Raw genomic sequence first — 13,930 nt, forward strand, 5'->3', positions numbered from 1 at the left:
CGGGCAGAACGCAAAAAGCCCGGCAGATCTTTCGATCTGCCGGGCCTTCGACCTTCTCAGGTCCGCGGTGGGGCTAACAGGATTTGAACCTGTGGCCTCATCCTTATCAGGTCGGTCAGGGGGCACCCCGCACCACGGTTGATCCGCACCCGTGCTGCGCCTACCTGCCGTGCGAGTTCGGTGGGAGTCGCCCACGATCGGCAGCGTTGGTGTCAGCCGCTGATGTCACCCTGAGACGGCGCTCTTGACACGCTGTCGCTCATGGCTTCCTCGTCGTCCTCGCCACCCATGGCATCCAGCAATCGTTGCCTGGCCTGCTCCAGGCGATCGCCATAGTCAGGCGCGAAGATCTCGGTCAGTGACGTTTCGAGGGTGCCGGAGATCTTGTAGATCCCCGACCAGACCGCACGATCGGGCACGATGGCATCGAGCTTGTCGGACTGCATCATGACTTCGTAGAGCCAGTCCGAGAGCACGAACGCCTGGTCGTGCGTGAGCTTTATGATCACCGGTTCTTCGTCCACGCGGTCACGCTACGCGAGGTCGGCGGAGCGGCTTTGGGCTGGAGCTGCTTTGGGGCGAGTGATCATGGCCCCTTACGCTGGCCGCGATTCGGGCAGCACCTAGCCTGCCCGCAATAGCCCGAATCGGGGCCATGATCTTAGAGGCTCGCCCCAAAGTGGCTGCCTAAAGCCGTGGAGCCGACCGCCCCCACAACGGGTTTCCTGCCCATCCCCGAGCACGCAGCGCGCCGCCGGGCGCGGCCAGCCGGGGCGGAGACAGGAGGCAGGCCGCGCCGCAGAGGCGGCGCGCCCCGCGCCGTGCGCGGGGTCTTGATGAAGTAGAGAAACCTGTAACAGGTCTAGCTGGTGCGCGTGAGCGCCGTCAGGTGATCCAGGTACTCGCGGCCTGCCGATTCTGCGGCGTAGTCCCGGTTGATGATGGATGCCAGTTCTCGGCTGACCATGAGCAGCGATGGCAGAGATTGGCGCTCTCCCTTCAGCGCCCACTCGCCGTAGTTGACGGCCTGGTCCAAGTCGCCCTGCCGGGCAGCCACCACGCCAAGAGTGATCCGCGCCTCCGCCATTCGCATGGGCGAGCGCTCGGAACCGTCGAAGTCCGTACCCGCGCGGATCACCTCGTGGGCAAGGTTCTCAGCGAAGCGGTCTTCTCCGAGCAGTCGGTAGCAGTCCATCGCGTAGAAGTCGAACTTGGCGGGATCTACGACGAAGTGGTGATCAAGGTTCTCGGGATACGGCATCCCTTCGAGAAGCTTCCTTCCCCTGTCCAACGCCACTTCGGTCTGTCGCCTGTCCCCCAAGCGCGCCCATCCCTTGGCTTCCTGCCCCGCGAGCTGTACCGCGACGCCGTGCGAAGGAGACGCATTCGTCCCGGCCTGCGACGCCGCCAGGATTCCGCGGTAGTCCCCTGTGGTGAGTGCGAACCATGCGCGCATCTCGTGGGCCCATCCGGAGATCTCCGGGTTGTCAGCTTCGCGAGCTAACGACAGCGCTGCCCTGCGGGTGCTCTCTGCTGCCGCGCGATCGCCCATGTCGTACTCGACGCAACCGATCAAGAGCGCCAGCCAACCTGACAGCGTGAGAACTTCGCGATGCTGGGCAAGGGTGAGCCGCTGCGACTGGAGGCCGGCCACGCGCTTGAGCCACTGGCGCCCCTCCTCCGCAAGCTGCCCACTCGGCAGATACGGGTACTCCGAGCACAGCCGATCGGTGGTGATCCGCAGCGCATCGAGCGTGGCGTTGTCGACGTCCGACGCCTGCAACCGGCTGATGATGTCGAGGGTCTCCATGCCGCTCGCCGCGACGATCTCGGCGTTACCGTCCCGCTGCCCGGCAACCGGAAAGATCGCATGGGTCACTGTGCCGAAGGTGGCTGCAATGAGCGGTTGGTAGAAGTCGCTCGGCATGACCTCGCCGGACTCCCACCGCTTCCACTGCCGCACCATGCTGGAGCCTTCCGGCAATGGCTTGGGTGAGTGAGCGCGTAGGGCTGCAACCACCTCAGCCTGAGACCACTGCCGAACCTCTCGCTCCGAGGCGATTCGTCGCGCCCATGCCGGTCGTTCGTCGCTCATGTGCTGCCCTCCCGTCGGGGTGCTTACCTTCGAGTCTGGCACTCAGGGAGCTGGTGACACGGGGGGTGACAGGGGGTTGGCACCAAGGCTGTCCCCCAGTGACACCAGGCCTGTCCCTAGTTACCCGTTCGCCCGGCGCGCATGGTGGATCACTGTCAGGCACTGCTCGGGGACTGGGATCGCTTCTCCAACTCAGCTACTCGGGCGGCAAGTTGCTGAATCTCGGAGTGGATGGCATTGATCTCATCTCGGTTAGCGGGCCCGCCGGTCACTTGCCCGGCCCCACCTGCACTCGGCGGGGACTGCACGAAGTACCCACGAGTCGGCACCGAGACGATCACGCCTTCGTCAGCCAGCACTTTCAGCGCGTTCCCCACGGTCACCGTCGTGACCTTGAAGCGGTCGGCCAAGTCGCGGAGCGAGGCAAGTCGATGCCCTGCCGGGAGGGGCGTCTTAGCGATCTCGTCCCTCAGCGCATCCGCGATCTGCACCTTCTTGGACCTGGGGTCGTGGGCTTCAACCGTCATGAGCCGAGAGTACCGATCGAAGCGACATAGCACAGCCTATGCCGCCCTACCTCTTGTGCTCTACTTTACTATATAGCAAGCTATGTCACGTGGTCTTCAAAGCCACAAAACCCGGAGGGCGACGCTCCTACCGCCAAGCAGATTCGCCGCCCTCCTTCGTCCCACGAAGGGAAGTTCCATCATGCCCGCGACGCTCTCTGTCTCGCACCTCGCGCCCTTAGCGGCTCCGCTGTCCCGTACGGATGACGGCGTTCGCTACCTGCCCAGCCCGTGCCAGGCGTGCGGGAACGTCCCGATGGCTGGCTGGATCAAGGTGGACGGCGTCGGCTTCCTGATGCACGACACCGACGACGGGGAGCGCTGCCCGGTGGCCGTGCCGTTCGACTGGGAGACCGGAAAGCCGCTGCCTGCTCTCGTCCTCGGGGCGGTGGCCGCGTGAACGCCTCGACGGTCGTCGCACTGCCCGGTTTCACCCGGCCCCCGGTGCAGCCGCCCCGGAGTCCCTTGTCCGCCCCGGATTCGCCGCTCGGTCGTGCCCGTGTCGCTCGCGGCTGGTCTCAGGCCAAGCTCGTGCGTGCGCTGCTGCTCCTGGCTGAGAGCTGGGGCTGGGAGATCGCGGCTGAAGCCTCGTTGAAGGTGTGCGTGTCCCGGTGGGAGAACGAGGTCACCAAGCCGGGTCCGTCTTATCAGGTCATGCTGTGCGCCCTGTTCCGGGCCACCCCCGACGCTCTGGGCTTCAACCGGCCCACCACCAAAGCGGCCCTGACCCGGCGCGTGAGCGAACTCGAAGACCTCGTCACCAGCCTCGCTACTCGTCTCGGGGAGGTCGCCGCGTGACGCACTTCCCCGTTCCCCCGGCCGCTGTCGCTGATGTGGCGGCGGCCGTGGGCACCGACCCCACTACCCTCGCCGACCTGCTGCGGGTCGCGAACACCCCCGGCTTCGACCGCTGGCAGGAACAGGTACGCCGAACCGGCGGCTGCTCCGACCCCGTCCACCTGATGGGCTGGACCGTCACCAAGGACAAGGCCACCGCCGAAACCCTGTACGCGTACTCGACGGAGAAGGAACCGGGCGGACGGCTCCGGGTCGCCTGCGGCAACCGGCGGGCCTCCCGCTGCCCGTCCTGCGCCTGGACCTACGCCGGGGACACCTATCACCTGATCCGCGCCGGGATCACCGGGGACGCACGCAAAGACGTACCCGCAACGGTCCGCGACCACCCCCGCGTCTTCGCGACGCTCACCGCACCCTCGTTCGGCCCCGTCCACAACCGTCCTGCCTCCGGGCGCTGCCGATGTGGCACCCAACATGACGACACGTCACCGGTCCTGGGCACGGCCCTGAACCCGAGCACGTATGACTACGCGGGCGCGGTGCTGTGGAACAACCACGCCGGGGCCCTGTGGCAACGCTTCAGCACCTACCTGCGCCGCGAGATCGCCGGGCGTGCGGGCCTGTCTCAGCGCGAGTTGGCCGACCACTGCCGGGTCTCCTTCGGCAAAGTCGCAGAGTTCCAAAAGCGGGGCTCGGTGCACTTCCACGCCGTGGTGCGCCTCGACGGACCCAACGGGCCCGACACCGAACCGCCCGCCTGGGCCACGGTCCCGCTCCTGACCGACGCGATCCGCGCTGCGGCCTCCCGCGTCTCCGTGAAGGTTCCGCCGGCCGATCCGCATCCCGGCCGAACCCTGCACTGGGGCGAGCAGGTCGACGTGCAGCCCATCGGCGCACTCGGGCATGAGGACCTGACCGAGCAGGCGGTTGCCTCCTACGTCGCGAAGTACGCCACCAAAGCCGCAGAGACCACCGGCACCGTAGACCGCCGCATCGGAGAGCTTGCCGAACTCGCCAAGCTGCCGGGCCTGCCCGCCCACACCCGTCGCCTGATCGAGGCGTGCTGGGAGCTGGACGACGCCTACCCGGACCGGCTGCTCGCGCACTGGTCCCACATGCTCGGCTTCCGCGGCCACTTCTCCACCAAGTCCCGCCGCTACTCCACCACCCTCGGCGCCCTCCGCCAGGTCCGCGCCGACTACCGCGCCCAACAGGAACGCCAGACCCGCGGGCTGCCGGACCTCGATTCGGACGACTCGGAGGGCAGCACGCTCGTCCTCGCCCACTGGACCTACGCCGGACACGGCCACACACCCGGCGAATCCTGGCTCGCCTCCACCATCGCCCGCGACCTCCAAACCAACCGCGAAACCGCCCGCGAGATGCGCGCCGAACTCGAAGCACTCGACCACAACGGGGAGTGGTGACCATGCCGGATGAGCTGCTGACCGTGCCTGAGGTCATGGCGCGGCTGAAGGTGGGCCGTACTGCGGTCTACGACCTGATCCGCACGCGGCGCCTCCCCTCTCTCACCATCGGTCGAAGTCGCCGTGTTCCGGTGGACGGCTTGCGTTCGTACCTCGCTTCTCGGCTTGAGGAGGCAGCCTGATGGCGAAGCGTCGCCCCAATGGCGGGGGCACCATCACCAAGCGCAAAGACGGCCGGTACCAGGGCGCTGCTTACGTCACGAACACCGACGGCCACCGGGTGCGGAAGTTCGTCTATGGCGCGGATTACGACGAGACCGCCGAGAAGCTGGCCAAGCTGCAAGACCAGGAGCGCAACGGCGTACCGGTGCCCTCCCGCTCCTGGACCGTCGGGCAGTGGCTGAGCTACTGGCTTGAGCAGATCATCAAGCCGAACCGGGAGTACAACACGTACGTCAAGTACGAATCGAAGATCCGGCTCTACCTGCTGCCGCACCTCGGTAAGAAGCCGCTCATTCGGCTCACCCCTGCTCAGGTGCGTACGTTCATGGCCGCGCTGGTGCGTGAGGGTGTCCCGGCCTCGGTTCGCTTCGAAGTCCTGCGGGTTCTGAGGAACGCTTTGAATCGTGCTCGCTGCGAGGAGATCGTCACTCGGAACGTCGCTGAGTTGGTCGACATGCCCAAGGTCACCAAGCGTGAGACCAAGCCATGGACCGCGCGGGAAGCGATCCTCTTCCTTCGGACAGCACGGGCTCACCGCCTCTACGCGGCTCTCGTCCTGGTGCTCGTCCTCGGCCTGCGTCGGAGTGAGGTGCTGGGCCTGCGCTGGCAAGACATCGACTTCGAGAGTCACCAGTTCACGCCAGTCAAGCAGGTGCAGCGCGTACGCGGCGGCCTGGTCCTCAAAGACCTCAAGACCGAGTCGTCACACGCCGTGCTTCCGCTGCCCGACTTCTGCGCCCGTGCCCTGGAAGAACGCCGGTACCTGCAAGAACTGGAACGACAGATCGCCGGTGCGGAGTGGGAGCAGCAGCCCGAGGAAGACCTGATCTTCTCCGAACGGCATGGCGGCATGATCGAGCCGGGCGGATTCTCCCGTACGTTCTCCGCCCTGGTGAAGCGCGCCGGCGTCCGCCGGATCACGGTCCGGCTCGCCCGGCACACCTGCGGCACCCTGCTGGCCTTCCTCAAGGTGCACCCCAAGGTCGCTCAGGCGATCCTGCGCCACAGCCAGATCAGCATGACCATGGATGTCTACACACACGTGGTGGGGGACGATCAGCGGGAAGCGGCCGATCTCCTCGCGGACCTGTTGGAAGATCCGCTCATCGGCTGATGTCACCCGTAGATGTCAAAGACCCCCAACCATGATCGGTTGGGGGTCTTTGCGCTGGTGGGGCTAACAGGATTTGAACCTGTGGCCTCATCCTTATCAGGGATGCGCTCTAACCAACTGAGCTATAGCCCCGCGCTGCCCCTGAAGATTAGCGCACCTCGGGGGCAGTGCCAAAATCGGTTCCGCCGGCTTCCTACTCGTCCTCGGCGAGCGTCAACTCGACGCCGCCGACGAAGCCCGCCGACAGGTTGTAGATGAAAGCGCCCAGCGTCGCGAGCGCTGTGGCGAGCACCACGTCGATCATCGCGATGACCGAAGTGAAGATCAGCACGCGCGGCAGCGAGAGGAAGGACTGCAGGTCGAAGCCGTTGCTCTCGTTGGAGCCCGTCGCCTCGCTGATCGTCCCGCCCACCGTGGAGAAGACGCCCATCGCGTCCATCACCATCCACAGCACCGCCGCCGCCACCACCGTGCAGATGCCCAGCGCGATGGAGAGCAGGAAGCTCACCTTCATCACCGACCACGGGTCGGCCTTGGCCACCCGCAGCCGCGCCTTGCGCGTACGCGGCGTCGTACGCGCACCCGTCCGCGGCAGCCGCACCGCGGCGACACCCGGCTGCTGCCCGGCCCGCTGCTGCCCGCCCTGCGTCCCGCCACCGGCCGTCGCACCGCCGCCCGGCGGAGACGGATACGCCTGCGGCGGGTGGTACGGCTGCGCCGACTGGCCCTGCCCCTGCGGCTCACGCTCACCGGGCAACGGCCCGCTCGCGTACCCGTCGTAACTCTGAGGCTGAGGCCCCCGCGTATCGGTCACAGTCCCCCCCTGGGAGTCCGCGGCAGAGCCACGGGCACCGGGTGCTCCAGATTCGGAAGCGGCCGCTCCGGCGCCCGTGGCTCCACTCACGCTTTACTCCTCGTGCTCCCCGGCCGAAGGCGCTGCGCCCTCGGCGGATGAAGGCTCAGCGCCCTCGACGGATTCGGCAACCTCGACCGCATCGCCATCGACCGCATCGCCGTCGACCGCGTCGGCGTCAGCCCCTGCGGGACCTTCCACCTCTTCGGCCTCACGACCGGCCTCGGCATTACGAGCGATACCTACGACGGCATCGCGCTTGCCCAGGTTGATCAGTTGGACGCCCATGGTGTCACGGCCCGTCTCCCTGACTTCGTTGACTCGCGTACGAATCACACCACCGCCGAGCGTGATGGCGAGGATCTCGTCCGTCTCCTCCACCACCAGCGCGCCGACCAGCGAACCCCGGTCCTCAACAATCTTGGCGGCCTTGATACCCAGACCACCGCGACCCTGAACCCGGTACTCGTCGACGGGGGTCCGCTTCGCGTACCCACCATCGGTGGCGGTGAACACGAACGTACCCGCCCGCACGACATTCATCGAGAGCAGCTCGTCGCCTTCGCGGAAACTCATGCCCTTCACACCCGAAGTCGCGCGCCCCATCGGCCGCAGCGCGTCGTCCGTCGCAGTGAACCGGATCGACTGCGCCTTCCGGCTGACCAGCAGCAGATCGTCCTCGGCCGACACCAGCTCCGCGCCGATCAGCTCGTCGTCGCTGCCGTCCGCGGTCTCCCGCAGATTGATCGCGATGACACCACCCGAACGCGGCGAGTCGTAGTCCTTCAGCGACGTCTTCTTCACCAGGCCGCCCTTCGTGGCCAGGATCAGATACGGCGCCGCGTCGTAATCACGGATCGCCAGGATCTGCGCGATCTGCTCGTCCGGCTGGAAAGCCAGCAGATTCGCGACGTGCTGCCCGCGCGCGTCCCGGCCGGCATCCGGCAGCTCGTACGCCTTCGCCCGGTACACCCGGCCCTTGTTCGTGAAGAACAGCAGCCAGTGGTGCGTCGTCGACACGAAGAAGTGGTCGACGATGTCGTCTTCCTTCAGCTTCGTACCCCGCACGCCCTTGCCGCCGCGCTTCTGCGACCGGTAGTCGTCCGTCTTCGTACGCTTCACATAGCCGCCACGCGAGATCGTGACGACGATGTCCTCCTCGGCGATCAGGTCCTCAATGGACATGTCACCGTCGAAGGGCACCAGCTTGGAACGCCGGTCGTCACCGAACTTGTCGACGATCGCCGCCAGTTCCTCGCTGATGATCTGCCGCTGACGCTCCGGCGAGGCGAGAATCGCGTTGTACTCATTGATCTTCGACTGCAGCTCGTCGTGCTCCGCGACGATCTTCTGACGCTCCAGAGCCGCCAGCCGGCGCAGCTGCATCTCCAGGATCGCGTTCGCCTGGATCTCGTCGATCTCCAGCAGGCCCATCAGGCCCTCACGCGCCACATCGACCGTCTGGCTGCGCCGGATCAGCGCGATGACCTCGTCGATCGCGTCCAGCGCCTTGAGCAGACCGCGCAGAATGTGCGCCCGCTCCTCCGCCTTGCGCAGGCGGAACTTCGTACGCCGGACAATGACCTCGATCTGGTGCGTCACCCAGTGCCGGATGAACGCGTCGATCGACAGCGTGCGCGGCACACCGTCGACGAGCGCCAGCATGTTCGCGCCGAAGTTCGTCTGCAGATCGGTGTGCTTGTACAGGTTGTTCAGGACGACCTTCGCGACCGCGTCCCGCTTCAGTACGACAACCAGGCGCTGGCCCGTACGAGAAGACGTTTCGTCACGGACGTCCGCGATGCCGCCGACCTTGCCGTCCTTCACCAGGTCGGCAATCTTCTGCGCCAGATTGTCCGGGTTGGTCTGGTACGGAAGCTCCGTGACCACCAGACACTGACGGTTCTGGATCTCCTCGACCGCCACCACCGCGCGCATCGTGATCGAGCCACGGCCCGTCCGGTACGCCTCCTCGATGCCCTTACGCCCCACCACCAGCGCACCGGTCGGGAAGTCCGGGCCCTTGATGCGCTCCATCAACGCGTCAAGGAGCTCCTCGTGACCCGCCTCAGGGTTCTCCAGGAACCACTGCGCACCGGCCGCCACCTCCCGCAGGTTGTGCGGCGGAATGTTCGTGGCCATACCGACCGCGATACCCGCCGAACCATTGATCAGCAGGTTCGGGAACCGCGCCGGCAAAACCGTCGGCTCCTGGTTGCGGCCGTCGTAGTTGTCCTGGAAGTCGACGGTCTCCTCGTCGATGTCCCGGACCATCTCCATGGCCAGCGGCATCATCTTGCACTCGGTGTACCGCATCGCCGCGGCCGGGTCGTTGCCCGGAGAACCGAAGTTGCCGTTGGAGTCCACCAGCGGCATACGCATCGACCAGTGCTGCGCCAGGCGCACCAGGGCGTCGTAGATCGAGGAGTCGCCGTGCGGGTGGTAGGTACCCATGACGTCACCGACGACACGGGCGCACTTGTAGAAGCCCTTCTCGGGCCGGTAACCGCCGTCGTACATCGCGTACAGCACCCGGCGGTGCACGGGCTTCAGACCGTCCCGCACGTCGGGCAGCGCACGCGACACGATGACGGACATCGCGTAGTCGAGGTACGAACGCTGCATCTCCGTCTCGAGCCCCACGGGCTCGACACGCATGCCCACGCCCTCGACGGGCGGCACCTCTTCGGGCGTCACAGGGACAGGGGTGTTCTCGTCGGCCATTGCTGGTCAAAGTCCTTTCGAGCTGCGGCTGCGGCTTCGGCTGCGGCCGGTGGCGTGCACAGCCGACTCAGATGTCGAGGAAGCGGACGTCCTTGGCGTTGCGCTGGATGAACGAGCGCCGCGCCTCGACGTCCTCACCCATCAGCACCGAGAACAGGTCGTCGGCCTGCGCCGCGTCGTCCAGGGTCACCTGGCCGAGAACACGGTGATCGGTGTCCATCGTGGTGATGCGCAGCTCCTCGGCGTTCATCTCACCGAGACCCTTGAAGCGCTGGATCGAGTCGTCCCTGATCCGCTTGCCGTTCTGCTTGCCGAGCTCGACAAGCGCGTCGCGCTCCCGGTCCGAGTAGGCGTACTCGAAGTCGTCCCGGCCCCACTTGATTTTGAACAGCGGCGGCCGCGACAGATACACGTGCCCCGCCTCGACCAGCGGCCGCATGAAGCGGAACAGGAACGTCAGCAGCAGCGTGTTGATGTGCTGACCGTCGACGTCGGCGTCCGCCATCAGAATGATCTTGTGATAGCGGAGCTTCTCGATGTCGAAGTCCTCATGCACACCCGTACCGAACGCCGAGATCAGCGCCTGCACCTCGGTGTTCTGCAGAATCTTGTCGATCCGCGCCTTCTCGACGTTCAGGATCTTGCCGCGGATCGGCAGGATGGCCTGGTACAACGGGTTACGCCCCGACTTCGCCGAACCACCGGCGGAGTCACCCTCGACGATGAAGATCTCGCACTTCGTCGGATCGTTCGACTGGCAGTCACTCAGCTTGCCCGGCAGCGACGCCGACTCCAGCAGACCCTTACGACGCGTCAGATCACGCGCCTTACGAGCAGCGACACGCGCCGTCGCCGCCTGGATCGCCTTGCGGACGATGTCGGCGGCCTCGTTCGGATTACGGTCGAACCAGTCATTGAGGTGCTCGTGCACGACCTTCTGCACGAAGGTCTTCGCCTCCGTGTTGCCCAGCTTGGTCTTCGTCTGACCCTCGAACTGCGGCTCGCCCAGCTTCACCGAGATGATCGCCGTCAGACCCTCACGGATGTCCTCACCCGCCAGGTTGTCGTCCTTCTCGCGCAGGAACTTCTTCTCGCGCGCGTAACGGTTCACCAGACCCGTCATCGCCGCACGGAAGCCCTCCTCGTGCGTACCGCCCTCATGCGTGTGGATCGTGTTCGCGAAGGAGTACACACCCTCCGTGTACTGCGAGTTCCACTGCATCGCGATCTCGACCGAGAGCATGCGCTCCTTGTCCTCGGCCTCGACATCAATGACGGTCGGGTGAATCAGCTCACCCTTGCGCGAGTTCAGATACTTCACGAAGTCGACGATGCCGCCCTCGTAGTGGTACTGCACCGTCCTCGCCGGCTGCCCCTCCGCCGCCTCGGCATCGGGATCATCGGCGTTCATCGTCGCCTTGGCCGAGTCACGCTCGTCCGTGAGCGTCAGAGTCAGACCCTTGTTGAGGAAGGCCATCTCCTGGAAGCGGCGCGCGAGCGTCTCGAAGGAGTAGTCAGTGGTCTCAAAGACGTCCGGGTCGGCCCAGAACGTCACCGTGGTGCCGGAGTCATCGACCCGCTCGTGCTGGGCCAGAGGCGCCGTGGGCACACCCAGCTTGTAGTCCTGCGTCCACCGGTAGCCGTCACGCTTGATGTCCACGGCAAGCCTGGAAGACAGCGCGTTGACGACAGAAACACCCACACCGTGCAGGCCGCCCGACACGGCGTATCCGCCACCGCCGAACTTGCCACCCGCGTGCAGGACGGTGAGCACGACCTCGACAGCCGGCTTCTTCTCGACAGGGTGCATGTCCACCGGGATGCCGCGACCGTTGTCGACCACGCGCACCCCACCGTCGGCCAGGATCGTCACATCGATCGTGTCCGCGTGGCCGGCAAGGGCCTCGTCGACCGAGTTGTCGACAACCTCTTGCACAAGGTGGTGAAGTCCACGCTCACCGGTCGAGCCGATGTACATGCCGGGGCGCTTGCGGACCGCGTCCAGACCCTCGAGGACGGTGATCGCGCTGGCATCGTAGGCCGATGCATTCGCCGTCGCCTCGCCCACGTCGGCAGCAGTGGAAGGAATGTTCTCGTTGGGGTCGCCGGAATCGGCCACGAAGCGCCCTTTCTGGCACAGCACGGACCGAAACCCGGACAAACGGGACCGGCCGCGTCGTTCTGTATAAGTCGACGTGTCCCGCAAGCGGGCGGGATTGTGCACCAGTCTACCGGTAGCGCGGACACTCATGGGGGTTTGCCGGTACCTGAGTACCCATGTGCCGTCCTGAACCGGCGCCGTCCGACTCCCCATATCCGGGAAGGGGCTCCAAGAGGCTCACACGGGCATCCAGCGCTTCCGGCTGTCAAGGACCCACCACCGTGAGGGACACCTCACGCGTACACCCACATCTCAGCCGTACGTATCCCCGGGACCAGTACTCCCCGGAGCCCGCAACGCACCAAAACGACGCGGCGGACCACCCGGCCCCCAGATCTTGATCACCCGCACCGTGTCCCGGCCCAGATCAGCGTTCAACCGCTTCAACAGCTCCCGCTGCATCAACCGCAACTGCGTCGCCCACGCCGTCGAATCACACTGCACCGTAAGGACCCGCTCGTCCTCGTCATAACGCTGCGGCACACAGTGCTTCGCCAGATCCCCGCCCACGATCTCCGGCCACCGGCCCATCACACCGCCGACCGCCATCGGCATCTCCCAGCCCCGCTCCGTCTTCAACCGGTCCAGCGCCGCACCCAACGCCAACGGATCACGACCGTCCGCCCCCGAACCCGACCGCAACCCCCCACCACGCCTGGCCTGATTCTTCTGCTGCGCCGCCGCACCCCGCGCCCGCGCCTGCTCCTTAGCCGCACGCAACGCCACCCGCGCCAGATCCACCCCCGACGACTCCAGCCCCGACGACTCCGACGCCGGCGACTGCCCAGGCACCTTCGGCGACTCCCGCGGCAGCTCCTCACCCAGCCCGCTCATACCCGCGCCACCTCGCCACCGGACACCACATACCGCGCCCCCGCCAGCACCCCCGGCACATCGTCATCCACCGCAGCCGTCACCAGCACCTGCTCACCCGGCGCCACCAACTCCGCCAACCGCTCCCGCCGCCGCGCATCCAGCTCAGCGAAAACGTCATCGAGCACCAACACCGGCTCATTGCCCTCGCCGCGCAGCAGATCGTACGAAGCCAGCCGCAGCGACAACGCGTACGACCACGACTCCCCATGACTCGCGTAACCCTTCGCCGGCAACTGCCCCAGCTTCAGCACAAGATCATCCCGATGCGGACCGACCAACGTCACACCCCGCTCGATCTCCTGCTTCCGCGCATCCGCGAGCGCCGCGATCAACTGCCCGTACAACTCCTCACGCGACAGCGCCGCCCCGACACCCTCACCGACCGAACACCGGTACTCCAACAACACCGGACCACCACCCGGCGCCAGCTGCTCATACGCCTTGTCCGTCAACGGCTGCAACGTCGCGATCAGATCCAGCCGCTGCGCCAACAGCTCCGCACCCACCTGCGCCAAATGCTGGTCCCACACATCCAGCGTCGACATGTCCATCGACCGGCCACCGTGCCTACGCGCCATCGCCGCCGACTTGAGCAACGTGTTCCGCTGCTTCAGCACCCGCTCGTAGTCCGACCGCACACCCGCCATCCGCGGCGACCGCGCCGTGATCAGCTCATCCAGGAACCGACGACGCTCACCCGGATCACCCTTCACCAGGGCCAAATCCTCCGGCGCGAACAGCACCGTCCGTACGATCCCCAACACATCACGCGGCCTGACCTGCGAAGACCTGTTGATACGAGCCCGATTCGCCCGCCCCGGATTCAGCTCCAGCTCCACCAGCTGCTGCCGCTCGCCCTGCGTCACGGCCGCCCGGATCACCGCCCGCTCCGCACCCATCCGCACCAGCGGCGCATCCGAAGCCACCCGATGACTGCCGAGCGACGCGAGATAACCGACCGCCTCGACCAGATTCGTCTTACCCTGCCCGTTCGCCCCCACGAACACGGAAACGCCCGGATCGAGAGGGACCTCGACCCGGGCGTACGAGCGGAAGTCGGCCAGCGACAGATGCGTGACATGCATGACGTGCGC

13 protein-coding genes and 1 tRNA gene are annotated in these 13,930 nt (G+C 66.3%); 5 read left to right on the forward strand and 9 right to left on the reverse strand.

The features are described 5' to 3' along the window. Positions 1 to 212: 212 nt before the first annotated feature. The 3 genes from AC1P0E_RS16960 to AC1P0E_RS16970 form a co-directional block, all read right to left on the reverse strand. Entirely contained in the window at positions 213 to 524 is a 312-nt protein-coding gene (locus AC1P0E_RS16960; protein ID WP_482743008.1) for a hypothetical protein, read from the reverse strand. Between the two features lie 338 nt (positions 525 to 862). Beyond that, positions 863 to 2,095 carry an NsdA family TPR-like regulatory protein gene (locus tag AC1P0E_RS16965; protein ID WP_482743009.1) on the reverse strand — a complete coding sequence of 411 codons (1,233 nt, stop codon included), beginning with the start codon at positions 2,093 to 2,095 and terminating at the stop codon, positions 863 to 865. Positions 2,096 to 2,250: 155 nt separating this feature from the next. Then, positions 2,251 to 2,622: a GntR family transcriptional regulator gene (locus AC1P0E_RS16970; protein WP_482743010.1), complete on the reverse strand. Its 372-nt coding sequence runs from the start codon at positions 2,620 to 2,622 to the stop codon at positions 2,251 to 2,253. A gap of 181 nt (positions 2,623 to 2,803) precedes the next feature. Between AC1P0E_RS16970 and AC1P0E_RS16975 the strand changes: the two genes are divergently transcribed. The 5 genes from AC1P0E_RS16975 to AC1P0E_RS16995 are packed head-to-tail and all read left to right on the forward strand — an operon-like array spanning position 2,804 to position 6,222. Further along, the gene (locus AC1P0E_RS16975; protein WP_482743011.1) at positions 2,804 to 3,061 is read left to right on the forward strand and encodes a hypothetical protein; all 258 of its coding nucleotides are present in this window, start codon (positions 2,804 to 2,806) and stop codon (positions 3,059 to 3,061) included. Beyond that, complete coding sequence (locus AC1P0E_RS16980) at positions 3,058 to 3,459, forward strand: XRE family transcriptional regulator (RefSeq protein ID WP_482743012.1); 402 nt, start codon at positions 3,058 to 3,060, stop codon at positions 3,457 to 3,459. Before AC1P0E_RS16975 ends, AC1P0E_RS16980 begins: the two co-directional genes overlap by 4 nt. Further along, positions 3,456 to 4,886: a replication initiator protein RepSA gene (gene repSA / locus AC1P0E_RS16985; protein WP_482743013.1), complete on the forward strand. Its 1,431-nt coding sequence runs from the start codon at positions 3,456 to 3,458 to the stop codon at positions 4,884 to 4,886. Before AC1P0E_RS16980 ends, repSA begins: the two co-directional genes overlap by 4 nt. Positions 4,887 to 4,888: 2 nt before the next feature. Further along, complete coding sequence (locus tag AC1P0E_RS16990) at positions 4,889 to 5,068, forward strand: helix-turn-helix domain-containing protein (RefSeq protein ID WP_482743014.1); 180 nt, start codon at positions 4,889 to 4,891, stop codon at positions 5,066 to 5,068. After that, positions 5,068 to 6,222: a tyrosine-type recombinase/integrase gene (locus AC1P0E_RS16995; protein ID WP_482743015.1), complete on the forward strand. Its 1,155-nt coding sequence runs from the start codon at positions 5,068 to 5,070 to the stop codon at positions 6,220 to 6,222. Before AC1P0E_RS16990 ends, AC1P0E_RS16995 begins: the two co-directional genes overlap by 1 nt. Positions 6,223 to 6,277: 55 nt before the next feature. Here AC1P0E_RS16995 and AC1P0E_RS17000 read toward each other — a convergent pair. From AC1P0E_RS17000 to recF, 6 genes are all read right to left on the reverse strand, one after another. Beyond that, positions 6,278 to 6,354: transfer RNA gene (locus AC1P0E_RS17000), tRNA-Ile, on the reverse strand. Positions 6,355 to 6,415: 61 nt separating this feature from the next. Continuing rightward, on the reverse strand, positions 6,416 to 7,036 hold the full coding sequence (locus AC1P0E_RS17005; RefSeq protein ID WP_482743016.1) for a DUF3566 domain-containing protein: 621 nt from the start codon (positions 7,034 to 7,036) through the stop codon (positions 6,416 to 6,418). Positions 7,037 to 7,129: 93 nt separating this feature from the next. Then, entirely contained in the window at positions 7,130 to 9,799 is a 2,670-nt protein-coding gene (gyrA, locus tag AC1P0E_RS17010) for a DNA gyrase subunit A (protein ID WP_482743017.1), read from the reverse strand. Between the two features lie 67 nt (positions 9,800 to 9,866). Further along, positions 9,867 to 11,942, reverse strand: coding sequence for a DNA topoisomerase (ATP-hydrolyzing) subunit B (gene gyrB / locus AC1P0E_RS17015; protein WP_482745782.1), 2,076 nt, complete (start codon positions 11,940 to 11,942; stop codon positions 9,867 to 9,869). A 270-nt stretch (positions 11,943 to 12,212) separates the two neighbouring features. After that, complete coding sequence (locus tag AC1P0E_RS17020; protein ID WP_482743018.1) at positions 12,213 to 12,794, reverse strand: DciA family protein; 582 nt, start codon at positions 12,792 to 12,794, stop codon at positions 12,213 to 12,215. Beyond that, positions 12,791 to 13,921 (reverse strand): DNA replication/repair protein RecF, encoded by a 1,131-nt coding sequence (gene recF, locus AC1P0E_RS17025; protein ID WP_482743019.1) that lies wholly within the window; start codon positions 13,919 to 13,921, stop codon positions 12,791 to 12,793. Before recF ends, AC1P0E_RS17020 begins: the two co-directional genes overlap by 4 nt. Positions 13,922 to 13,930 lie beyond the last annotated feature (9 nt).

It is taken from the genome of Streptomyces sp. TRD_SC_5 (assembly GCF_056836825.1).

Bases quoted from the DNA above. Each gene is read 5' to 3' on its own strand.
- recF (WP_482743019.1), bottom strand. From the start codon at position 13,921: ATGCATGTCACGCATCTGTCGCTGGCCGACTTCCGCTCGTACGCCCGG.
- AC1P0E_RS16970 (WP_482743010.1), bottom strand. From the start codon at position 2,622: ATGACGGTTGAAGCCCACGACCCCAGGTCCAAGAAGGTGCAGATCGCG.
- AC1P0E_RS16995 (WP_482743015.1), top strand. From the start codon at position 5,068: ATGGCGAAGCGTCGCCCCAATGGCGGGGGCACCATCACCAAGCGCAAA.
- AC1P0E_RS17020 (WP_482743018.1), bottom strand. From the start codon at position 12,794: ATGAGCGGGCTGGGTGAGGAGCTGCCGCGGGAGTCGCCGAAGGTGCCT.
- AC1P0E_RS16975 (WP_482743011.1), top strand. From the start codon at position 2,804: ATGCCCGCGACGCTCTCTGTCTCGCACCTCGCGCCCTTAGCGGCTCCG.
- gyrA (WP_482743017.1), bottom strand. From the start codon at position 9,799: ATGGCCGACGAGAACACCCCTGTCCCTGTGACGCCCGAAGAGGTGCCG.
- AC1P0E_RS16965 (WP_482743009.1), bottom strand. From the start codon at position 2,095: ATGAGCGACGAACGACCGGCATGGGCGCGACGAATCGCCTCGGAGCGA.
- AC1P0E_RS16990 (WP_482743014.1), top strand. From the start codon at position 4,889: ATGCCGGATGAGCTGCTGACCGTGCCTGAGGTCATGGCGCGGCTGAAG.